Origin of the sequence: Streptomyces sp. 15-116A (genome assembly GCF_025290915.1) — a bacterium.
Classification (GTDB): Bacteria; Actinomycetota; Actinomycetes; order Streptomycetales; family Streptomycetaceae; genus Streptomyces.
This window is the reverse complement of record NZ_JAOCQE010000100.1, coordinates 1-20,949: the sequence shown is the minus strand read 5'-3', so window position 1 is coordinate 20,949 and position 20,949 is coordinate 1. Positions and strand designations below refer to the sequence as shown.

The following is a 20,949-nucleotide window of genomic DNA, read 5'->3' as shown; positions in this document are numbered from 1 at the left end:
GCCGACGACGATCACCGCGCCCTCGGTGCGCAGCGCCTCGGCCGCCTTCGCCCCGTCGCCCTCCAGGCCGACACCGCCGGCGAGCGCGTCCAGCCACTCGGTCTCGGTGCCGGGCGCGGCGGGCAGCAACGTGCCGCCGGCCTTCGTCAGACCCCGCGTGGCGTGCGTGGCCAGCGCGAAGGTGCGCTGCCCGTGCTTGCGCCAGGCCTTGCGCAGCCGCAGGAAGACACCGGGCGCCTCCTCCTCGGACTCGAACCCGACGAGCAGGACGGCGGGCGCCTGCTCCAGCGCCGTGTACGTGACGCCCGTGCCGTCGAGGTCGCGTCCGCGGCCGGCGACCCGGGCGGCGAGGAAGTCGGACTCCTCGCTGCTGTGCACGCGCGCGCGGAAGTCGATGTCGTTGGTGCCGAGCGCCACGCGCGCGAACTTGCTGTAGGCGTAGGCGTCCTCGACGGTGAGCCGCCCGCCGGTCAGCACGCCGGTGCGGCCGCGGGAGGCCAGCAGCCCCTGGGCGGCGATCTGGAGTGCCTCCGGCCAGGAGGCGGGCTCCAGATCGCCCTCCGCGTTGCGCACCAGCGGCGTGTCGAGACGGTCCCGCAGCTGCGCGTAGCGGAAGGCGAAGCGTCCCTTGTCGCAGATCCACTCCTCGTTGACCTCGGGGTCCTCGGCCGCGAGGCGCCGCATGACCTTGCCGCGCCGGTGGTCGGTGCGCGTGGCGCAGCCGCCGGAGCAGTGCTCGCAGACCGACGGCGAGGAGATCAGGTCGAAGGGGCGCGAGCGGAACCGGTAGGCGGCCGAGGTGAGCGCGCCGACCGGGCAGATCTGGATGGTGTTCCCGGAGAAGTACGACTCGAACGGGTCGCCCTCGCCGGTGCCGACCTGCTGGAGCGCGCCCCGCTCGATCAGCTCGATCATCGGGTCGCCCGCGACCTGGTTGGAGAAGCGGGTGCAGCGGGCGCACAGCACGCACCGCTCACGGTCGAGCAGCACCTGCGTGGAGATCGGCACGGGCTTCTCGTAGGTGCGCTTCTTACCTTCGAAGCGGGACTCGGCGTTGCCGTGCGACATGGCCTGGTTCTGCAGCGGGCACTCGCCGCCCTTGTCGCAGACGGGGCAGTCCAGCGGGTGGTTGATGAGCAGCAGCTCCATCACACCCTTCTGCGCCTTCTCCGCGACCGGCGAGGTCAGGTGGGTCTTGACCACCATCCCGTCGGTGCAGGTGATGGTGCAGGAGGCCATGGGCTTGCGCTGGCCCTCGACCTCGACGATGCACTGGCGGCAGGCGCCGGCCGGGTCGAGCAGGGGGTGGTCGCAGAACCGGGGGATCTCGATGCCGAGCTGTTCGGCGGCGCGGATGACCAGGGTGCCCTTGGGCACGCTGATCTCGACGCCGTCGATCGTCAGCGTCACGAGGTCCTCGGGCGGGATGGCCGCCTCGCCTCCTCCGGAGGGAGCGCTGGTGGTCACGGTCATGCGTTCACCTCCGTACGGTGGTCGGCCCAGGCCGTGGACCTGGCCGGGTCGAAGGGGCAGCCGCGGCCCGTGATGTGCTGCTCGTACTCCTCGCGGAAGTACTTCAGCGAGGAGAAGATCGGCGAGGCGGCGCCGTCGCCGAGGGCGCAGAAGGACTTGCCGTTGATGTTGTCGGCGATGTCGTTCAGCTTGTCGAGGTCGGACATGCGGCCCTTGCCGGCCTCGATGTCGCGCAGCAGCTGGACGAGCCAGTACGTGCCCTCGCGGCAGGGGGTGCACTTGCCACAGGACTCGTGGGCGTAGAACTCGGTCCAGCGGGTGACGGCGCGCACCACGCAGGTCGTCTCGTCGAAGCACTGGAGAGCTTTTGTGCCGAGCATGGAACCCGCGGCGCCCACTCCTTCGTAATCAAGAGGGACGTCGAGATGCTCGTCGGTGAACATGGGCGTCGAGGAACCGCCCGGGGTCCAGAACTTCAGGCGGTGCCCCGGCCGCATGCCGCCGCTCATGTCGAGCAGCTGGCGCAGCGTGATGCCGAGCGGCGCCTCGTACTGGCCGGGGTTCGCGACATGGCCGGAGAGGGAATACAGCGTGAAGCCCGGGGACTTCTCGCTTCCCATCGACCGGAACCATTCCTTGCCCCGGTTCATGATGGCGGGAACTGAAGCGATGGACTCGACGTTATTCACCACAGTCGGGCAGGCATAGAGGCCGGCCACAGCAGGGAAGGGGGGACGCAGCCGCGGTTGACCACGGCGGCCTTCGAGCGAGTCCAGCAGCGCGGTCTCCTCACCGCAGATGTACGCGCCCGCGCCCGCGTGCACGGTGAGTTCCAGGTTCAGTCCGCTGCCGAGGATGTTCTCGCCGAGGTAGCCCGCCTCGTACGCCTCGCGCACGGCCGCGTGCAACCGCCGCAACACGGGGACGACTTCACCGCGCAGATAGATGAAGGCATGAGACGACCTGATGGCATAACAGGCGATGACAATGCCCTCGATGAGGCTATGCGGGTTCGCGAAGAGGAGCGGAATGTCCTTGCACGTTCCGGGCTCCGATTCGTCGGCGTTGACAACTAGATAGTGCGGTTTTCCATCCCCCTGCGGAATGAACTGCCACTTCATCCCGGTGGGGAAGCCGGCGCCGCCGCGGCCGCGCAGACCCGAGTCCTTGACGTACGCGATGACGTCGTCCGGGGACATGGCCAGCGCCTTGCGGAGCCCCTCGTACCCCTCGTGCCTCTTGTAGACGTCCAGCGTCCAGGACTCGTCCTCGTCCCAGAAGGCCGACAGCACGGGTGCGAGCAGCTTCTCCGGGCTGGTGTCCTTCAGTTCGGGTGCCAAGGTCATCACTCCCCCTCCTCGGCGGTAGGTCCGGCCGGGTGCGCCGGGTCGGAGGCCGATGTGTCCTGCGGCGCGTCGTGCGAGCTGAGGTGCTCGGTCGGCGACGGCTCGTGCGGCGGAGCGTCCTGGGGCGCCTCGCCCCGCGGGTGCACCACACGCGCGGGGGCGGCCTCGCCCTTGGCGAGCTTCAGGCCGATCAGGGAGGCGGGTCCCGCGCTTCCCGTGGCCTCGACGGCTCCCTCCCGTTCGTCGGGGAAGCCGGCCAGGATGCGGGCGGTCTCCTTGAAGGTGCACAGGGGGGCGCCGCGGGTGGGCGCGACCGGGCGGCCGGCGCGCAGGTCGTCGACGAGGCGCTTGGCGGTCTCGGGGGTCTGGTTGTCGAAGAACTCCCAGTTGACCATCACCACGGGCGCGTAGTCGCAGGCCGCGTTGCACTCGATGTGCTCGAGGGTGACCTTGCCGTCGTCGGTGGTCTCGCCGTTGCCGACGCCGAGGTGCTCCTGGAGCTCCTCGAAGATCGCGTCCCCGCCCATGACGGCGCACAGGGTGTTGGTGCACACCCCGACCTGGTAGTCGCCGCTCGGCTTGCGCCGGTACATGGTGTAGAAGGTGGCGACCGCGGTCACCTCCGCGGTGGTCAGGCCCAGCATGTCCGCGCAGAACCGCATCCCGGTGCGCGTGACATGGCCCTCCTCGGACTGCACGAGGTGCAGCAGCGGCAGGAGGGCGGACCGGGAGTCCGGGTAGCGGGCGATGATCTCGCGCGCGTCGGTCTCCAGCCGGGCCCGGACGTCGTCCGGGTAGGCGGGTGCGGGCAGTTCCGGCATGCCCAGGCTGACGCCCCGCTCGGAAGATGAGGTGGTCACCGGTCGACGCCTCCCATCACGGGGTCGATGGACGCGACGGCGACGATGACGTCGGCGACCTGGCCGCCCTCGCACATCGCCGCCATGGCCTGCAGGTTGGTGAAGGACGGGTCGCGGAAGTGGACCCGGTAGGGGCGGGTGCCGCCGTCGGAGACGACATGCACCCCGAGCTCGCCCTTGGGCGACTCGACGGCCGCGTACGCCTGTCCGGGCGGGACGCGGAAGCCCTCGGTGACCAGCTTGAAGTGGTGGATCAGGGCCTCCATGGAGGTACCCATGATCTTCTTGATGTGGTCGAGGGAGTTGCCGAGCCCGTCCGGTCCCAGGGCGAGCTGGGCGGGCCAGGCGATCTTCTTGTCGGCGACCATGACCGGCCCCGGCTCGAGCCGGTCCAGGCACTGCTCGACGATGTGCAGCGACTGGCGCATCTCCTCGAGCCGGATCAGGAAGCGGCCGTAGGCGTCGCAGGTGTCGGCGGTCGGGATCTCGAAGTCGTAGGTCTCGTATCCGCAGTACGGCTGGGCCTTGCGCAGGTCGTGCGGCAGACCCGTGGAGCGCAGGATCGGGCCGGTGGCACCCAGCGCCATGCAGCCGGCCAGGTCCAGGTAGCCGATGTCCTGCATACGGGCCTTGAAGATGGGGTTCCCGGTGGCGAGCTTGTCGTACTCCGGGAGGTTCTTGTGCATCTTCTTCACGAACTCGCGGATCTGGTCCACCGCGCCGGGCGGCAGGTCCTGGGCGAGTCCGCCGGGGCGGATGTACGCGTGGTTCATCCGCAGGCCGGTGATCAGCTCGTAGATGTCGAGGATGAGTTCACGATCACGGAAGCCGTAGATCATGATCGTGGTCGCGCCGAGCTCCATGCCGCCGGTGGCGATGCACACCAGGTGGGAGGAGAGGCGGTTCAGCTCCATCAGGAGCACGCGGATGATCGAGGCGCGGTCGGGGATCTCGTCATCGATGCCGAGGAGCCGCTCGACGGCCAGGCAGTACGCCGTCTCGTTGAAGAACGGCGTCAGGTAGTCCATGCGCGTCACGAACGTGGTGCCCTGGGTCCACGTCCGGTACTCGAGGTTCTTCTCGATGCCGGTGTGGAGGTAGCCGATGCCGCAGCGGGCCTCGGTGACGGTCTCGCCGTCGATCTCCAGGATCAGGCGGAGCACGCCGTGCGTGGAGGGGTGCTGCGGTCCCATGTTGACGACGATGCGCTCGTCGTCGGCGCGGGCCGCGGTCTGGACGACCTCGTCCCAGTCGCCGCCGGTGACCGTGTAGACGGTGCCTTCGGTGGTCTCACGAGGGGATGCGTGCGAGGTGCTCACGAGTACGACCTCCGTTGGTCCGGAGCCGGGATCTGGGCGCCCTTGTACTCGACGGGGATGCCGCCGAGGGGGTAGTCCTTGCGCTGCGGGAAGCCCTGCCAGTCGTCCGGCATCATGATCCGCGTCAGGGCCGGGTGACCGTCGAAGACGATGCCGAAGAAGTCGTACGTCTCGCGCTCGTGCCAGTCGTTCGTCGGATAGACGGAGAACAGCGACGGGATGTGCGGGTCGCTGTCGGGGCAGCTGACCTCCAGCCGGATCATCCGGTTGTGGGTGATCGAGCGCAGGTGGTAGACGGCGTGCAGCTCGCGGCCCTTGTCGCCGGGGTAGTGGACGCCGCTCACGCCGGTGCACAGCTCGAAGCGCAGCGCCGGGTCGTCGCGCAGGGTCTTCGCCACCCGGACGAGGTGCTCGCGCTCGATGTGGAAGGTGATCTCGTCGCGGTCGACGACCGTCTTCTCGATGGCGTTCTCCGGGAGCAGGCCCTGCTCCTCCAGCGCGCCCTCGAGTTCGTCGGCGACCTCGTCGAACCAGCCGCCGTAGGGCCGGTTCGCCGGTCCCGGGAGCCGGACCGAGCGGACCAGGCCGCCGTAGCCGGAGGTGTCGCCGCCGTTGCTGGCGCCGAACATGCCGCGCTGGACCCGGATCTCCTCGCCGCCCTGGCCGCGCTGGCCGGGGAGGTTCTCGGCCGAGAGGTCCTTCTCGGGGTTCACGCCGTTGCCGTTCGCCGCGCCGTTGCCGTTCACCCCGTTCGCGTCCTTGGGTGCGTCGCTCATCGCAGCAGCCCCTTCATCTCGATCGTGGGCAGGGCCTTGAGCGCCGCCTCCTCCGCCTCGCGGGCGGCTTCCTCGGCGTTGACGCCGAGCTTGGAGGACTGGATCTTCTGGTGAAGCTTGAGGATGGCGTCCATCAGCATCTCGGGCCGGGGCGGGCAGCCGGGCAGATAGATGTCGACCGGGACGATGTGGTCGACGCCCTGGACGATGGCGTAGTTGTTGAACATGCCGCCCGAGGAGGCGCAGACCCCCATGGAGATCACCCACTTGGGGTTCGGCATCTGGTCGTAGACCTGCCGCAGCACCGGCGCCATCTTCTGGCTGACCCGGCCGGCGACGATCATCAGGTCCGCCTGGCGCGGTGAGCCGCGGAAGACCTCCATGCCGAAGCGCGCCAGGTCGTAGCGGCCGGCGCCGGTGGTCATCATCTCGATGGCACAGCAGGCGAGGCCGAACGTGGCGGGGAAGACGGACGACTTGCGCACCCACCCCGCGGCCTGCTCGACGGTGGTCAGCAGGAAGCCGCTCGGCAGCTTTTCTTCGAGTCCCATGTCTAAAGGCCCCTCAGTCCCATTCCAGGCCGCCGCGCCGCCATACGTACGCGTACGCGACGAAGACGGTGAGCACGAAGAGCAGCATCTCCACGAGCCCGAAAATCCCCAGGGCGTCGAAGGTGACGGCCCAGGGGTAGAGGAAGACGATCTCGATATCGAAGATGATGAAGAGCATCGCCGTCAGGTAGTACTTGATGGGGAAGCGCCCGCCGCCGGCCGGCGTGGGGGTCGGTTCGATACCGCACTCGTAGGCCTCGAGCTTGGCGCGGTTGTACCGCTTCGGACCGATCAGCGTGGCCATGACCACGGAGAAGATCGCAAAGCCTGCCCCGAGGGCTCCCAGTACGAGGATGGGCGCATACGCGTTCACCGCTCCTCGCTCCTCTCAGTCGGCACTGACTGCTGGCGGTTGTGCATCGGGCTCATCCGCCTCAACTGCCCCACGAACCACGCCCGCCCCGGCGAAGATCGAGAACATGTGAAGCAGGTCACAAGCCCAACCGCTCCGCATCTTATGCCCGCCGGTCTGTGATCTGCGACACGGGGTATTGCACAAGCTTTGTGATCTCCACCACCTGACGAACGATCATGAAGTCGGATGAGCGGTGATCTTCACACGCGAAGCGTCCGGGCGATCACCAGAGGTGACATTTTGGCTCGTCAGCGCAGGCCAGGGGGCGCGTCTCCATATCAAGAGAGTTCGCTTGCATGCAAATTGGTGCTGGACTCGATCTCTTGGTAGAGGCCGCGTTCACACATCAGAGGGGCGCCGGGGCGCGATGTGGACGCGTCCGGACCACGTGCACGCGTTCACGAAGTCCGGGGGTCGTGATCCGGCCGTGATCCGGCCGTGACCGGTGCGACGCGACGCGACGGCAGGGGTAATCGTTCCGTGACCTCCGCCACATTCATGAGAGGCGCCTGAGAACCGGGATTGGCCAACCAGTCCAACCAGTGGTAGGCGGAGGGCAATTCGGGCGTAATGATGAAACGCCGTGATCACAGCCCCCTCATGGGGTGCCCGCAATGTCCGTTACGGCGTCAATAAGGAGCGACGCGCCCGGCGTTCGGGGCCCTCATTGAACAACTGTGGCGCAGGACACGTTTCTTGAAGATATGAAGGAGCCCCTGGTACCGGTTGTTCCCATGTCCCACACCGCTCACATACGCAGCCACCGGAAGCCCCGCCGCACCGCGACCTCCACGATCGCGATGCGGGCCGGAGTTGCCGGTGGCGTCCTCAGCACCCTGGCAGTCGCCGGGGCGTCCAGCGCGGCCAACGCGGCCGAGCCGGTGACGCAGACCCTCGAACTGCCCACCCTGACGGCGGACCTGTCCACCCAGGTCGCCCAGTCCGCGGAGGTCACCCAGCAGGCCGCCGCGAACTACCAGCTGCAGGCCGAGCGTGACGCGGCCGCCGCCAAGGCCGCCAAGGAGGCCAAGGCGGACCTCGCCGAGGCCAAGAAGAAGGCCGAGGCGAAGAAGAAGGCGGCGGAGGAGGCCCGCAAGGCCGCCGCCGAGCGCGCGGCGCGCAACGCCGAGCGCCCCTCCCTCACCAGCACTACGACCGCCTCCGCGCCGGCCAGCGGCAGCGTCGCGACGGTCATCTCCTTCCTCAAGGCGCAGGTCGGCGACGCCTACGTCATGGGTGCCACCGGTCCCAACGCCTGGGACTGCTCCAGCCTGGTCCAGGCCGCGTTCCGCCAGGTCGGCGTCGACCTGCCGCGGGTCTCGCAGGACCAGTCGACGGTCGGCACCGACATCCCGCTGTCCCAGATCCAGGTCGGCGACATCCTCTACTGGGGCGGCAAGGGCTCCGCGTACCACACGGGTGTCTACATCGGGAACGGCCAGTACCTGGACGCCGCGAACCCCTCCAAGGGCGTCGTCATCCAGGACCTCTCCGGCTACCCGGCGTCGGGCGCCGTGCGCGTGCTCTGATTCAGAGCATCACGCTCATAACGGACTGAAGGGTCGCTGCCGCTCGGGGGCAGCGACCCTCGTCCGTTCTCGTCCGGCCGGCCGGACGCTCCAGAGGGGCAAGATCGCCCGATTGCCCGGATCGTCCCCGCCTGGACGCGCGTTGACGATCCGGCATGCGCGGCCGCGACCCGCGTACACGCCCGTGACGGGCCCTCACGGTGCCCCGGGTACGCGAAAGGCGGCCGAGGGCCCCACCCGGGACCCCGGCCGCCCACAGAGGCGCTCAGGCCTTCGGCGCCACCTTGCTCAGCCCGTTGATGATGCGGTCCATCGCGTCGCCGCCCGTCGGGTCGGTCAGGTTGGCGAGCAGCTTCAGGGTGAACCGCATCAGCATCGGGTGGGTCAGGCCGCGCTGCGCGGCGATCTGCATGACCTTCGGGTTGCCGATGAGCTTCACGAAGGCGCGGCCGAGCGTGTAGTAGCCGCCGTAGGTGTCCTTCAGGACGCGCGGGTAGCGCTGGAGGGCGATCTCCCGCTGGGCCGGGGTGGCTCGCGCGTGGGCCTGCACGATGACCTCGGCGGCGATCTGCCCGGACTCCATGGCGTAGGCGATGCCCTCGCCGTTGAAGGGGTTCACCAGGCCGCCCGCGTCGCCGACCAGCAGCAGCCCGCGCGTGTAGTGGGGCTGGCGGTTGAAGGCCATGGGGAGCGCGGCGCCGCGGATCGGGCCGGTCATGTTGTCGGGGGTGTAGCCCCAGTCCTCCGGCATCGAGGCGCACCAGGCCTTGAGGACCTCGCGCCAGTCCAGCTCCTTGAAGGAGTCGGAGGTGTTCAGGACGCCCAGGCCGACGTTGGACGTGCCGTCGCCCATGCCGAAGATCCAGCCGTAGCCGGGCAGCAGACGGTCCTGGGGGCCGCGGCGGTCCCACAGCTCCAGCCAGGACTCCAGGTAGTCGTCGTCGTGGCGCGGCGAGGTGAAGTACGTGCGCACGGCGACGCCCATCGGGCGGTCCTCGCGGCGGTGCAGCCCCATCGCCAGGGACAGCCGGGTGGAGTTGCCGTCGGCGGCGACCACGAGCGGGGCGTGGAAGAAGACCTCGCGCTTGTCCTCGCCGAGCTTGGCCTTCACGCCTGTGATGCGGCCGGTGCGGTCGTCGACGATCGGGGCGCCCACGTTGCAGCGCTCGTAGAGCCGGGCGCCGGCCTTCTGCGCCTGCCGGGCGAGCTGCTCGTCGAAGTCGTCGCGCTTGCGGACCAGACCGTAGTCGGGGAAGGAGGCGAGATCCGGCCAGTCCAGCTGGAGGCGGACCCCGCCGCCGATGATGCGCAGGCCCTTGTTGCGCAGCCAGCCGGCCTCCTCGGAGATGTCGATGCCCATCGACACCAGCTGCTTGACCGCGCGCGGGGTGAGACCGTCACCGCAGACCTTCTCCCGCGGGAACTCGGTCTTCTCCAGCAGCAGCACGTCGAGTCCGGCCCGGGCCAGGTGGTAGGCGGTGGTGGAGCCGGCTGGCCCCGCGCCCACGACGATCACATCGGCGGTGTTGTCGGAGAGGGGCTCGGTCACGGCGGGATCTCCCCAAGTTCGAAATCTGCGTGCCGACCGGCACTGGACATGGGCAGTCTATGCAGCACAATCGATCACCCGGCTGAAGGGCTGCCCGACGTGAACCGAGCTCTCCCCGCCGTACGGCTGCGCGTCCCCACCCACGAGGACGCGTTCGTCTGGCACCGCCTCTTCGACGATCCGGACGTCATGGAGTTCCACGGCGGCAGGTCCGCCGAGCTGTCGGTCTACGAGGAGCTCACCGCCCGCCAGCGGCGGCACGACGCCGAGTTCGGTTTCTGCCTGTGGACCATGCTCGACGCCTCCGACCGCATCCTCGGCTTCACGGGCGCCCAGCCGTGGCCGCAGGACTGGGGCCCGACGGGCGAGATCGAGATCGGCTGGCGGCTCGGCCGGGAGCACTGGGGCATGGGGTACGTGACCGCGGCGGCGCGGCAGACGCTGGAGCGGGTGCGCGCGGCCGGTGTGCCGAGCGTGGTGGCGATGGTCGACGCCCGCAACTCCCGCTCGATAGCGGTCACTCAGCGGCTCGGGATGCGCCTGGAGGAGCGGTTCACCACCCCGGTCGGCAGGCGCGAGGCCCACTGCTACCGCCTGGACCTCTGAAACCCCAGCCCTCATCACGCACGGTAATGAAACGTCACGGAACGCCACTTGATGCTTCCTGCCGGGGTGCGGGCGGGTCTACCCTGCCGGTACCGCAGGGGGGTGACGTCCGTGCGTATGACACCCAAGGGCCTTCGGACACCCGAAGTGCGTGTGCCGCGCCTGGTCGGCCTGATGGCCGTGGACGCGCGGGAGTCGGCCCGGGCGCGCGGGCTGTGGCTGACCGCGCCGGACCGGCCGGACCTCCACCTCACCGTCGTCGACTACGTCGTACGCCAGTACCCGCAGCCGGGCGCGGAGGTGCCGCGGGACTCGATGGTCTACGTGTGGTTCGACCTCGGTGAGGGCGACGGCGGCGGTGGGGTGCGCGAGCCGCGCGGGCCGCTGCCGCCCTCCGGCGGGCTCCAGCGGGAACTGGACGAGCCGCACGCCCCGCGCACGGCGGTGCTCAGCTGTCCTTGAAGCCCCGGTGCAGCGCGACCACGCCGCCCGTCAGATTGCGCCACGCCACCCGCGACCAGCCCGCGCCCTTCAGCCGCTCGGCCAGCGCCGGCTGGTCCGGCCAGGCGCGGATCGACTCGGCGAGGTAGACGTACGCGTCCGGGTTCGAGGACACCGCGCGGGCGACCGGCGGCAGCGCCCGCATCAGGTACTCGGTGTAGACGGTGCGGAACGGCGCCCACGTCGGGTGCGAGAACTCGCAGATGACGATGCGCCCGCCGGGCCGGGTCACCCGGTGCATCTCGCGCAGCGCGGCGTCGAAGTCCTGCACGTTGCGCAGCCCGAAGGAGATGGTGACGGCGTCGAACGAGTCGTCCCGGAAAGGGAGTTTCGTCGCGTCCCCGGCGGTGTACGGCAGCCAGGCCCGGTGCCGCTTGCCGACGGCGAGCATGCCGAGGGAGAAGTCGCAGGGCACGACGTACGCGCCGGTGCGGGCGAAGGGCAGCGACGAGGTGCCCGTGCCGGCTGCCAGGTCCAGGATCTTCTGCGCGGGGCGCGCGTCGACCGCCTTCGCGACCTCCTTGCGCCATCGCCGGTCCTGGCCGAGGGACAGCACGTCGTTGGTCAGGTCGTACCGTTCCGCCACGTCGTCGAACATCGAGGCGACTTCGTGCGGCTGCTTGTCCAGGGATGCGCGGGTCACGGGCTCATTCTTGCAGCCCGGTCCCACGGCAGAAGCCGCGGCGTGCGGCGCGCGGCCACATCCTCGACCCAGCCGCAGGCGAGCACGAACACGGCGAGCAGGATCCAGGTCACGCCGAACAGGAACCACTGGCTCTCCAGCGGCAGATACGCCTCGAACGCGGGCACCTCCCAGAAGCGGTCGATCAGCGGCACGGCGAGGATCAGCGCGGGCTGGTGCCAGAGGTAGATGGTCACCGCGCGGGCGTTGAAGAGGGTCACCAGCCGGTCCAGGCGCCGGAAGCGCGGCGGACGACCCGGGGTGCCGCGGCCGAAGCGCACCCTGGCGTGCGCGTACATCAGCAGCGTCACGAACCCGGCCGACCAGAAGGCCTGCGCCAGCGGGTTGTCGTCGAGGTCGTAGGTGCCGCCGTACGACGCCTGGTGGGCGAGGGCGTACCAGCCGCCGCAGGCGAGCGCGGCGAGCGCGGGCGGGACGACGGCGAGCGGGCGCAGCCGGCCCAGCACGCCGTCGTGGTGCGCGAAGCCGAGAAGCCAGCAGAACAGGAACGTGGCGAGGTCGGTGAGGGCGCTGCCGAGACGGTTCTCCGGGGGCTGCCAGGCGAGCGTGAACGCGGCGATCGGGGCGAGCGACAGGACCAGCACCGGGACCGGCGCCGCCCGGAAGAGGCGCAGCAGCAGCGGCGACAGCAGCACGAACCACAGATACGTCCTCAGATACCAGAGGATCTCCCAGGCCTGCTCGGCCCACGCGCTGCCCGGCGGATCGCCGAGCGGCACGATCCAGTACACGATCTGCCACCCCGGCATCCAGCCGTGCACGAGCATCGCGCCCACCACGAACAGGCCCCAGAACCAGAACGGCGGCAGCAGCCGGCGCACCCGGCTGCGCACCACCTTCCCCGCGGGCCGCCGCAGCGATCTCGCCATCAGCGTTCCGGCGAGGGCGAACATCACGCCCATCGAAGGGAACACCAGCCCCGCCCAGGCCCAGCAGAAGGTGTGGTACGCCACGACCCGGACCAGAGCGAGGGCGCGCAGCCCGTCGAAGTACCGGTCCCGGCCGCCACCGGCCGCCTGCGTCGGGGCAGGGTCCGCCGCCACGGGCACGCTGAGCACCGCGCCCTTGCCGTGCCGCCCCATCAGCGCGGCCCCGTCGGCATGCCCACCTCGCCCGTGCGTTTCAGCTTCTGCCAGCGCAGGCGGCCGCCGGTCAGGGCGGTGACGCAGGAGTGGATGAGGACGAGGTACATCATCTGCCGGTACGCCAGCTGCTGCAGCGGCATCATCAGCAGATACCGGTACCGCTCGCGGTCCAGCCGGAAGGCGTACGCGGCGCACACCAGCTGCACGCCCAGGACAGCGCACCACGCCAGCAGCGCGGCCCGGAAGTCGATGAAGATCATCGAGTAGACGGTGAACAGGTCGATCAGCGGGGCGAACACCGGCGTGACCACCTGGAACAGCACCACCAGCGGCATGCCCACCCGCCCGAAGCGCCCCGAAGGCCCCTTGTCCGTCAGGGACTTACGGTGCTTCCACAGCGCCTGCATCGTGCCGTACGACCAGCGGTAGCGCTGCGACCACAGCTGCCGCAGGGTGCGCGGCGCCTCGGTCCACGCGCGCGCGTGCTCCTCGTAGACCACCCGCCAGCCGGCGCGGTGCAGGGCGATGGTGATGTCGGTGTCCTCGGCGAGGGTGTCCTCGCTCATCCCGCCGGCGCCGAGCACCGCCTCGCGGCGGAACGCGCCGATCGCGCCGGGGATCGTCGGCATACAGCGCAGCACGTCGTACATGCGCCGGTCGAGGTTGAAGCCCATCACGTACTCGATGTGCTGCCAGGCGCCGATGAGGGTGCGCCGGTTGCCGACCTTCGCGTTGCCTGCGACGGCACCGACCTCCGGGTCGGCCAACGGCTGGACGAGCCGCCGTACGGTGTCCGGTTCGAAGACGGTGTCGCCGTCCATCATCACGACGATGTCGTGGCGGGCGCTGCGGATGCCGTGGTTGAGCGCGGCGGGCTTGCCCGCGTTCTGCTGCCGGATCACCCGGACGCTCGGCAGGCCGAGGGACTCGGCGAGGTCGGCGGTGCCGTCCGTGGAGCCGTCGTCCACCACGATGATCTCGATGGGGTGGGTGCTCACGGCGAGTGAGCGCAGGGTGTTCTCGATGCACTCCTTCTCGTTGTACGCCGGGACGATCACGCTCACCGGGCGGGTGACGGGCGGTCCCCAGCTGAACCGACGCCGGTTGCGCTGTCTGGAGTGGCGGCGGGCGAGGACCAGCATGAGCCCGAACCGGCCCATGACGGCGACGCCGACCACGACGAGGCCGGCCGACAGCGCGGGCACGGTCCACTCGGCGACGGCGACGGCCGCGACGAGCGCCTTGCCCTCGTAGAGGGTGGTGCCGGTGGCCCGGTGGTGGGAGGCCTGGAGCGGGTCCCCACCACCCGCTGCGGCGTCGGCGGGACCGCCGGCCGGCTGCTGTTGCTGCTCGGCCATGGCGCCGCTGATGGTGGTGAAGGTGTAGCCCTTCGCCTTCATCTTCTCGATGTACTTCGGCAGCGCCTCGATCGTCTGCTCGCGCTCACCGCCGGAGTCGTGGAAGAGCACCGACGCGCCCTCGCCGTCCTCCGGGGTGGCTCCCTCGACGATCTTCGAGACGCCGGGCTGCTTCCAGTCCTCGCTGTCGGTGTCGATGAAGACGCTGGTGTAACCGTCCTGGCCGAGCTGTTGGTACACCTCCCAGCTGTAGTCGTCGATGGCGTCCGTCTTGGAGGAGTAGGGCGCGCGGAAGAGGGTGGTGGTGATGCCGGCCGCGCCCGCGAGGGCGAGCTGCGTCTGCTCCATCTCCCGGGTCACGCGCGAGGCGCTCTGGTACGACAGGTCGACGTGCGTGAAGGTGTGGATGCCGACCTCGTTGCCCTGCTCCACCAGGTCCTCCACGAGGTCCGGATAGCGCGCGATCATCGAGCCGACCAGGAAGAACGTGCCGGGCACGTCGTACTCCTCCAGGATCTGAAGCACCTTCGGCGTCCAGGTCGGGTCCGGGCCGTCGTCGAAGGTCAGCGCGATCGTCTTGTCCGGGACGGACAGGGTCGTGGCCTGCCCGCCGGGGAAGGTGAGGATCGGGCCGCCCTCGAGGATCTCCTCGGGTACGTCGTCGGCCGAGGCGCCGGTACGGACCCGCTGGTCGCCGCCGACCTCCGCGCGCAGATAGCCGTCGAGCAGCATCACGCAGGTCAGGGCGAGCAGAAGCAGCAGGGAGAGGAGGACGCGGGGCCGCTGGAGGGCGGCGGCGCGGCCGGCGGATTCGTCGGCGGGCTGCTCGTGGACGCGCTGTCCTGGCGCTGGGTGCTGCTGATCAACGTGCCGGTCGGGGCGGTCGTGCTCGCCGCCGCCACGCTGTGGCTGGTCGAGAGCAGGGCCGGGGACCGGCGGCGGCTGGACCTGCCCGGCGCGATCCTCGTCACCGCCGGCCTCGGCACGCTCGCGTACGGCATCTCGCAGACCGAGGCCGAGGGCTGGACGGCGCCGGTCACGGTCGTACCGCTGCTCGCCGGGGTCGCGCTCATCGCCGGGTTCCTGCTCGTCGAGGCGCGCGCCAAGGCGCCGCTGATGCCGCTCGGGCTGCTGCGGCTGCGGGCGGTGGCGTCGGCGAACGTGGCGATGTTCGTTAGCGGGGCCGCCATGTTCTGCATGTGGTACTTCATGACCCTGTACGCGCAGAACGTGCTCGGCTACAGCCCGCTCGAAGCCGGACTCGCCCTGGTGCCCAGCTCGCTCGCCGTGGTCCTCGGCTCCAAACTGGCGCCCCGGCTGATGCGCACGGCCGGACCGCGCACGGTCGCGGTGCTCGGCACGCTCGTCGCGACAGCCGGGTTCGGCTGGCAGTCGACGATGAGCGCGGACGGGACGTACCTGACCTCGATCATGCTGCCCGGTGTCCTGATGATGCTGGGCGCGGGCCTCGCCGGAACCCCGCTCGCCGCACTCGCGACGTCCGGGGCCGCGCCCGAGGAGGCCGGCCTGGTCTCGGGCCTGGTCAACACCTCCCGCACGATGGGCGGTTCCCTGGGCCTCGCCATCATGTCCACCCTCGCCGCGGCCCGCACGGGCGACTCCGCCACCCCGGCCGCCCTGACGGACGGCTACGCCCTAGCCTTCCGCACGGGCGCGGCGGTGCTGGCGGCGGGGGCCTTGCTGATGTGGCTGTGGCTGCCCCGGAGGACGGCGGCCGCGCACTGAGCCGGGCCGCGGAAAAGCGGGCGAGGCGAGGCCGGGAACGGCACCCTGACGGCCTTCGACGGGGTGCGGCAAGGGACTTCACGCCGTGCGCGGGCCGTGGGCCGCCGACGGCCTCACCGGGCGCGCAGAGGCCCGGCAGGCGACTCGGACACGACCCCAACTGTCCCGTCTGACCTGGGATTTCATCCCCTCCCGCCCTACGATCGACCGACGCGGAAGGAGCCCGGATGGACCGGAACATACGCACCGTCGACGACGTACTCGCCCTGCTGGACGACCTGTTCGCACCGGAGGCCGACCGCTGGACCCGGCGCGGCGCCGCATGGTGGGACACCTTCTACACCGACCGCTCCCGCCCGGTCCCCTTCTTCGTGCCGAAGCCCGACGAGAGCCTGGTGTCGTACGTCGACCGGGGCGTCCTCACCGGGGGCCGGGCGCTCGAGCTCGGCTGCGGTCCCGGGCGCAACGCGCTGTTCCTGGCGGAGCGGGGTTTCGAGGTGGACGCGGTGGATCTGTCCCCGGCCGCCCTCGACTGGGCCCGGGAGCGGGCCCGCGAGACCGGGGCGCGGGGCGTGCGCTTCCACTGCGGCGACGCCTTCGCCCTGACCGCCTCGGAACTCCGCGGCCCGTACGACCTCGTCTACGACTCCGGCTGCTTCCACCACCTGCCCCCGCACCGCCGCATCAGCTACCTCGCACTGCTGGAGAGGGTGCTCGCACCGGGTGGTCACTTCGCGCTGACCTGTTTCGCGGCCGGGGCAATGGGGTCGAAACTGGACGACGCCGAGTACTACAAGGGCACGGGGCTGCAGGGTGGGCTCGCCTACAGCGATGAGGCGTTGCGGGGGATCTTCGCCAACCTGACGGAGGTCGAGCTGCGGCGGATGGTGCGGCAGGGGGAGGACAGCGACCGCTTCGGGGAGGACTTTCTGTGGACGGGGCTGTTCCGGCGCGAGTCGGACACCGTCAGCTGACACTACGTCAGGAGCCTTCACAACTCCTCCTGGCTGGGCTATACAGAGGGGCGCCGTACTGGAACGCGTTCTAGCTCGACGGCGGGTTCCCGCGGCCACGTGACGACCTCGGTGCGGCTGACGGTGCGGACGGTCGCACCGGGGTCTTCGGCAACGGTTCAGGATCCGGCGATCAGGAGTCCCATGCCCATCGACGCAGCCAAGGCGCTCGCCGCCGAACCCCGGACCGGCGAGATCAGCTGGGGAGCCAAGGACGTCCTGCTCTACCACCTCGGCATCGGCGCCGGCACCCCCGCCACCGACCCCGGCGAACTGCGCTACACCCTGGAGTCCCGGCTGCACGTCCTGCCGAGCTTCGCCACCGTCGCGGGCGCCGGCGCACCCGGTGTCATCGGCAGCCTGTCCATGCCCGGCGTCGAGGTCGACCTGGCCCGCGTCCTGCACGGCGGCCAGTCGCTGACCCTGCACCGCCCCCTGCCCGCCGAGGGCACCGCCACCGCCACGCACCGCATCGCCGCCGTGTACGACAAGGGCAAGGCGGCCGTCCTCGTCATGCGCACCGACGTCACCGACGCCGACGGCCCGCTGTGGACCAACGACGCCCAGATCTACGTACGCGGCGAAGGCGGCTGGGGCGGCGACCGGGGGCCGTCCGTGCGGCGCGAGGCACCCGCCGGGGAGCCGGACCGCACCGTCGAGCGGGCCGTCCGCGAGGACCAGGCGCTGCTGTACCGCCTCTCCGGCGACTGGAACCCCCTGCACGCCGACCCCGAGTTCGCCAGACAGGCCGGTTTCGAGCGGCCCATCCTGCACGGACTGTGCACCTACGGCATGACACTCAAGGCCGTCGTCGACACGCTGCTCGGCGGGGACGTCACCCGGGTCCGCGCCTACAGCACCCGCTTCGCCGGAGTCGTGTACCCCGGCGAGACGCTGCGGATCCGGATGTGGCGCCGCGACGGCGAGGTGCGGGTGGCCGTCAGCGCGGTGGAACGGGACGACGCGCCCGTGCTCGCCGACACCGCCGTCGCACACACCTGAACCCGCCCACAGCCGAGGGGAGCCCCGCCATGCGCGCAGCCGTACTGCACGAGACCGGCCAGGACAAGCTCGAGGTCCACGACGACATCGAGGCGGTGGGCTTCGGCCCCGGCAAGGTACGGATCCGGGTGCGGGCCACCGGGCTGTGCCACTCCGACCTGTCCGCGATGAGCGGCGTCCTGCCGCAGCCGGCGCCGTTCGTGCCGGGCCACGAGGGCGCGGGCGAGGTCGTCGAGGTGGGGGAGGGGGTCACCGGGCTCACGGCGGGCGACCGGGTCGTCGTCTGCTGGCTGCCCGCCTGCGGCGCCTGCCCGTCCTGCCGGCGCGGGCAGAGCGAACTGTGCCTGGCCGGGTTCATGAACGCCGGCACCCCCAACTTCCGCCGCTCCGTCGGCGACGTCTTCGGCTTCGCCGGCACCGGCACCTTCGCCGAGGAGGTCGTCGTCGACGCCGGCTGCGCCGTGCCCATCCCGGACGACGTGCCCTACGACATCGCCGCCCTCATCGGCTGCGGGGTCACCACCGGACTCGGCGCCGCCCTCAACACCGCCGATGTCACGGCCGGTTCGTCGGTGGCCGTCATCGGCTGCGGCGGCGTCGGGATCTCCGCGATCCAGGGCGCACGGCTGCAGGGAGCCGCGGAGATCGTCGCCGTCGACCCCGTGCGCACCCGGCGCGAGGCCGCCCTGCGCTTCGGCGCCACCCGGGCCGTCGCCCCCGGCGAACTCGCCGACGCCAAGCAGCAGCTCACCGGCGGCGAGGGCTTCGACTACGTCTTCGAGGTCGTCGGCCGCTCCACCACCGCCCGCACCGCCTACGAGACCACCCGGCGCGGCGGCACCCTCGTCGTGGTCGGCGCGGGCGCCATGGACGACTTCCTGCAGCTCAACATGTTCGAGCTGTTCTTCGACGAGAAGCGCATCCTGCCGTCGCTCTACGGCGGCGGTGACGTCGTGCGCTCCTACGAGCGGACCATCGCCCTGTGGCGGGCCGGCCGCGTCGACCTCGACGGCCTGATCACCCACCGCGTTCCGCTCGCCGACATCAACGAGGCCCTGGACCAGATGCGCACGGGCACCGCCCTGCGCACCTGCGTGGAGATCTGATGACGCGCCCGCTGGAAGGGCTGTCGGCGGTCGTCACCGGAGCCGGACGCGGTCTCGGCCGCGCCGAGGCACTCGAACTCGCCCGGCTCGGCGCGGCCGTCGTCGTCAACGACTACGGGCAGCCGGGCCGGGACGGCAGTGGTGCGGCGTCCGCCGGGCCCGCCGAGGAGGTCGTCGCCGAGATCCGCGCGGCGGGCGGCACGGCCGTCGCCCACACCGGGGACATCGCCGACTTCACGCAGGCGCGCGGGCTGATCGAGCTGGCCGTCGGCACGTACGGCCGGCTCGACATCCTCGTCAACAACGCGGGCATCCTGCGCGACCGCATGGTCTTCTCCATGACCGAGGACGAGTGGGACGCCGTGATCCGCGTCCACCTCAAGGGGCACTTCAACACCACCCGGCACGCCGCCGCCCACTGGAGGGACCGGTTCAAGCGCGACGGGGGACGGCCGGTGCACGGGCGGATCGTCAACACCTCCTCGGAGGCGTTCCTCGCCGGCTCCGCCGGGCAGCCCAACTACGCGGCGGCCAAGGGCGGAATCGTCGGCCTGACCACCTCCACCGCGCACGCCCTCGCCAAGTACGGCGTCACCGTCAACGCCATCTGCCCCCGCGCCCGCACGCGGATGACCGAGGACGTCTTCGCCGGCACGACCCCGGCCCCCGACGGCCACGACCCGCTCGCCCCCGAACACGTCGCGCCCCTCGTCGGCTACCTCGCCGCACCCGCCGCCGGGCGCGTCAACGGACAGCTCTTCGTGGTGCACGGCGGCATGGTCGCGGTCGTCGAACGGCCGCGGGTCGCCGCGCAGTTCGACAGCAAGCAGGGGACGTTCACGTACGGCGAACTGGACGCGCTGCTCACGCCGTACTACGAGCGACGCCCGGAGGGAGAGACCTTCGCGGCGGTGGAGGTGCTGGGGCTGCGGCGCGGCTGAACGGGCCCGGACACGAGACGGCCCCCGACTGTCCTGCGACAGCCGGGGGCCGGTGTACGACTCAGCCTGCCTGACGTGACGTCAGGCTGCCGACTCCGCACGCTCGTTGTCCTCCACCGGCCTGCGGTGCCGGCCGCGCGGGGTCGTCTCCGCGTCGTGCGTGGAGACAGGGCCCCGGTGCTTGCCGTGCCCGGCGGCGACCTGAGCGCTTTCAGTGGTGTGCGCCTGGTTCGTGATGGCGTCGTTCATCGGAAGGAATTCACCCCGTAAACATGATCTTTCCTACAGCCGGGCGAGTGTAACCGGCCCACCACGCCCCGAATCCAGGCGGCCACGCCAACCGCCACTACTTCGTTACAAGCCGTCCCAACGGCGCCTGTTGGAGCGGAACGGGGCGAGGCGTCACGGGCTCGGAGGGAGCCGTTTCTTCCGGTCCTTCTGGTCCTTCCGGTCCTTCCGGTTCCATGGGGGCGGGAGCGCTCCTCTCCTCCCGCGCGGGCGCCTCCAGCGCGGCCACCCCGCACGGCACCGTCGCCGTGGCATACGGCAGGCGCAGCACCCCGTCCGGCGTCCACAGCCCGCTGCCCGCCAACCACCCCGCCGGCGCCGGGAGATGGTGCACCCGCCGCTCGGCCGGACGCCACACCCCGACCCAGGAGCCCAGCGGGCCGTCGACGCGCAGGGCCACCGCACAGCCCTCCGGGGTCAGCACCTGCCCCGGCTGGATCGCGAACGGGGTGACCGTGCAGTCGGGCAGCCGCAGGCACTCCGGGAACCGCACCGGCAGCGTGCTGCCCAGCACCCCCCAGCCCAGCCGGCCGCTGCCCGGCGAGGGCGCGTCCGAGCGGATCAGCAGCAGCCCGCTGTCCGGGTCCGCGAGCAGCACCCGGTCGTCGCTCTCGGCGGCGATCTGCAGCAGCGGCGACACCTCACCGCCACGCCCCAGATCCACCACGACCGCCTTGGTGCGCCCGCCCGTCTCCCGGTCCAGTGCCAGCATGCGCCCCGCACGGTCCAGCCACACCCCGCCCGAGCAGCGGCCCGGGATCTCGGCGAGCCGCTCGGGCCCG

General features: G+C 70.9%; 19 protein-coding genes and 2 pseudogenes. 8 read left to right on the top strand and 13 right to left on the bottom strand.

What is annotated here, in order from left to right; all coding sequences use genetic code 11:
* The 7 genes from N4P33_RS18030 to N4P33_RS18000 all read right to left on the bottom strand — a co-directional run.
* The coding region (locus N4P33_RS18030) for an NADH-quinone oxidoreductase subunit G (protein WP_260827647.1) at positions 1-1,473 on the bottom strand (1,473 nt) is incomplete at its 3' end.
* The gene (nuoF, locus tag N4P33_RS18025; protein ID WP_399029673.1) at positions 1,470-2,819 is read right to left on the bottom strand and encodes an NADH-quinone oxidoreductase subunit NuoF; all 1,350 of its coding nucleotides are present in this window, start codon (positions 2,817-2,819) and stop codon (positions 1,470-1,472) included. The genes nuoF and N4P33_RS18030, both read right to left, overlap by 4 nt.
* Positions 2,819-3,679: an NADH-quinone oxidoreductase subunit NuoE gene (gene nuoE, locus N4P33_RS18020; protein WP_260827645.1), complete on the bottom strand. Its 861-nt coding sequence runs from the start codon at positions 3,677-3,679 to the stop codon at positions 2,819-2,821. The genes nuoF and nuoE overlap by 1 nt, the downstream gene beginning before the upstream one ends.
* Complete coding sequence (locus N4P33_RS18015; RefSeq protein ID WP_260827644.1) at positions 3,676-4,998, bottom strand: NADH-quinone oxidoreductase subunit D; 1,323 nt, start codon at positions 4,996-4,998, stop codon at positions 3,676-3,678. Before N4P33_RS18015 ends, nuoE begins: the two co-directional genes overlap by 4 nt.
* Positions 4,995-5,774, bottom strand: a complete 780-nt coding sequence (locus N4P33_RS18010) for an NADH-quinone oxidoreductase subunit C (RefSeq protein WP_260827643.1) — start codon at positions 5,772-5,774, stop codon at positions 4,995-4,997. The genes N4P33_RS18015 and N4P33_RS18010 overlap by 4 nt, the downstream gene beginning before the upstream one ends.
* Positions 5,771-6,325 carry an NADH-quinone oxidoreductase subunit B family protein gene (locus N4P33_RS18005; RefSeq protein ID WP_018528252.1) on the bottom strand — a complete coding sequence of 185 codons (555 nt, stop codon included), beginning with the start codon at positions 6,323-6,325 and terminating at the stop codon, positions 5,771-5,773. The genes N4P33_RS18010 and N4P33_RS18005 overlap by 4 nt, the downstream gene beginning before the upstream one ends.
* 13 nt (positions 6,326-6,338) lie before the next feature.
* A complete protein-coding gene (locus N4P33_RS18000) occupies positions 6,339-6,698 on the bottom strand; it encodes an NADH-quinone oxidoreductase subunit A (RefSeq protein ID WP_003974383.1) in 360 nt (119 codons plus the stop codon).
* 746 nt (positions 6,699-7,444) lie between these two features.
* On the opposite strand from N4P33_RS18000, the gene N4P33_RS17995 reads away from it, so the two are divergent.
* Positions 7,445-8,269: a C40 family peptidase gene (locus N4P33_RS17995; protein ID WP_260827642.1), complete on the top strand. Its 825-nt coding sequence runs from the start codon at positions 7,445-7,447 to the stop codon at positions 8,267-8,269.
* A 265-nt stretch (positions 8,270-8,534) separates the two neighbouring features.
* Here N4P33_RS17995 and N4P33_RS17990 read toward each other — a convergent pair whose 3' ends face one another.
* Entirely contained in the window at positions 8,535-9,818 is a 1,284-nt protein-coding gene (locus tag N4P33_RS17990; protein WP_260827641.1) for a geranylgeranyl reductase family protein, read from the bottom strand.
* Between the two features lie 99 nt (positions 9,819-9,917).
* Between N4P33_RS17990 and N4P33_RS17985 the strand changes: the two genes are divergently transcribed.
* Both N4P33_RS17985 and N4P33_RS17980 read left to right on the top strand, forming a co-directional pair.
* Positions 9,918-10,424, top strand: a complete 507-nt coding sequence (locus tag N4P33_RS17985) for a GNAT family N-acetyltransferase (RefSeq protein WP_260827640.1) — start codon at positions 9,918-9,920, stop codon at positions 10,422-10,424.
* Between the two features lie 117 nt (positions 10,425-10,541).
* Positions 10,542-10,886, top strand: coding sequence for a PASTA domain-containing protein (locus tag N4P33_RS17980; protein ID WP_399029677.1), 345 nt, complete (start codon positions 10,542-10,544; stop codon positions 10,884-10,886).
* On the opposite strand, the gene N4P33_RS17975 is transcribed toward N4P33_RS17980, so the two are convergent.
* The 3 genes from N4P33_RS17975 to N4P33_RS17965 are packed head-to-tail and all read right to left on the bottom strand — an operon-like array spanning position 10,873 to position 14,803.
* On the bottom strand, positions 10,873-11,568 hold the full coding sequence (locus N4P33_RS17975) for a demethylmenaquinone methyltransferase (RefSeq protein WP_260827639.1): 696 nt from the start codon (positions 11,566-11,568) through the stop codon (positions 10,873-10,875). The genes N4P33_RS17980 and N4P33_RS17975 overlap by 14 nt on opposite strands.
* Positions 11,565-12,710, bottom strand: a complete 1,146-nt coding sequence (locus tag N4P33_RS17970) for an acyltransferase (protein WP_260827638.1) — start codon at positions 12,708-12,710, stop codon at positions 11,565-11,567. The genes N4P33_RS17975 and N4P33_RS17970 overlap by 4 nt, the downstream gene beginning before the upstream one ends.
* Positions 12,710-14,803, bottom strand: coding sequence for a bifunctional polysaccharide deacetylase/glycosyltransferase family 2 protein (locus N4P33_RS17965; RefSeq protein ID WP_399029675.1), 2,094 nt, complete (start codon positions 14,801-14,803; stop codon positions 12,710-12,712). Before N4P33_RS17965 ends, N4P33_RS17970 begins: the two co-directional genes overlap by 1 nt.
* A 57-nt stretch (positions 14,804-14,860) precedes the next feature.
* On the opposite strand from N4P33_RS17965, the pseudogene N4P33_RS17960 reads away from it, so the two are divergent.
* The 5 genes and pseudogenes from N4P33_RS17960 to N4P33_RS17940 all read left to right on the top strand — a co-directional run.
* Positions 14,861-15,817, top strand: a pseudogene (locus N4P33_RS17960) (MFS transporter); the annotation flags it as partial.
* 227 nt (positions 15,818-16,044) lie between these two features.
* Entirely contained in the window at positions 16,045-16,791 is a 747-nt protein-coding gene (locus N4P33_RS17955; protein WP_260827637.1) for a class I SAM-dependent methyltransferase, read from the top strand.
* Between the two features lie 183 nt (positions 16,792-16,974).
* Positions 16,975-17,832: a MaoC/PaaZ C-terminal domain-containing protein gene (locus N4P33_RS17950; RefSeq protein WP_260827636.1), complete on the top strand. Its 858-nt coding sequence runs from the start codon at positions 16,975-16,977 to the stop codon at positions 17,830-17,832.
* Positions 17,833-17,861: 29 nt separating this feature from the next.
* On the top strand, positions 17,862-18,938 hold the full coding sequence (locus N4P33_RS17945; RefSeq protein WP_260827635.1) for a Zn-dependent alcohol dehydrogenase: 1,077 nt from the start codon (positions 17,862-17,864) through the stop codon (positions 18,936-18,938).
* Positions 18,938-19,879 (top strand): 3-oxoacyl-ACP reductase, encoded by a 942-nt coding sequence (locus N4P33_RS17940; RefSeq protein WP_260827634.1) that lies wholly within the window; start codon positions 18,938-18,940, stop codon positions 19,877-19,879. The genes N4P33_RS17945 and N4P33_RS17940 overlap by 1 nt, the downstream gene beginning before the upstream one ends.
* 81 nt (positions 19,880-19,960) lie before the next feature.
* On the opposite strand, the gene N4P33_RS17935 is transcribed toward N4P33_RS17940, so the two are convergent.
* Both N4P33_RS17935 and N4P33_RS17930 read right to left on the bottom strand, forming a co-directional pair.
* Entirely contained in the window at positions 19,961-20,128 is a 168-nt protein-coding gene (locus tag N4P33_RS17935) for a hypothetical protein (protein ID WP_260827633.1), read from the bottom strand.
* 97 nt (positions 20,129-20,225) lie between these two features.
* Positions 20,226-20,949: pseudogene (locus N4P33_RS17930) on the bottom strand (hypothetical protein); the annotation flags it as partial.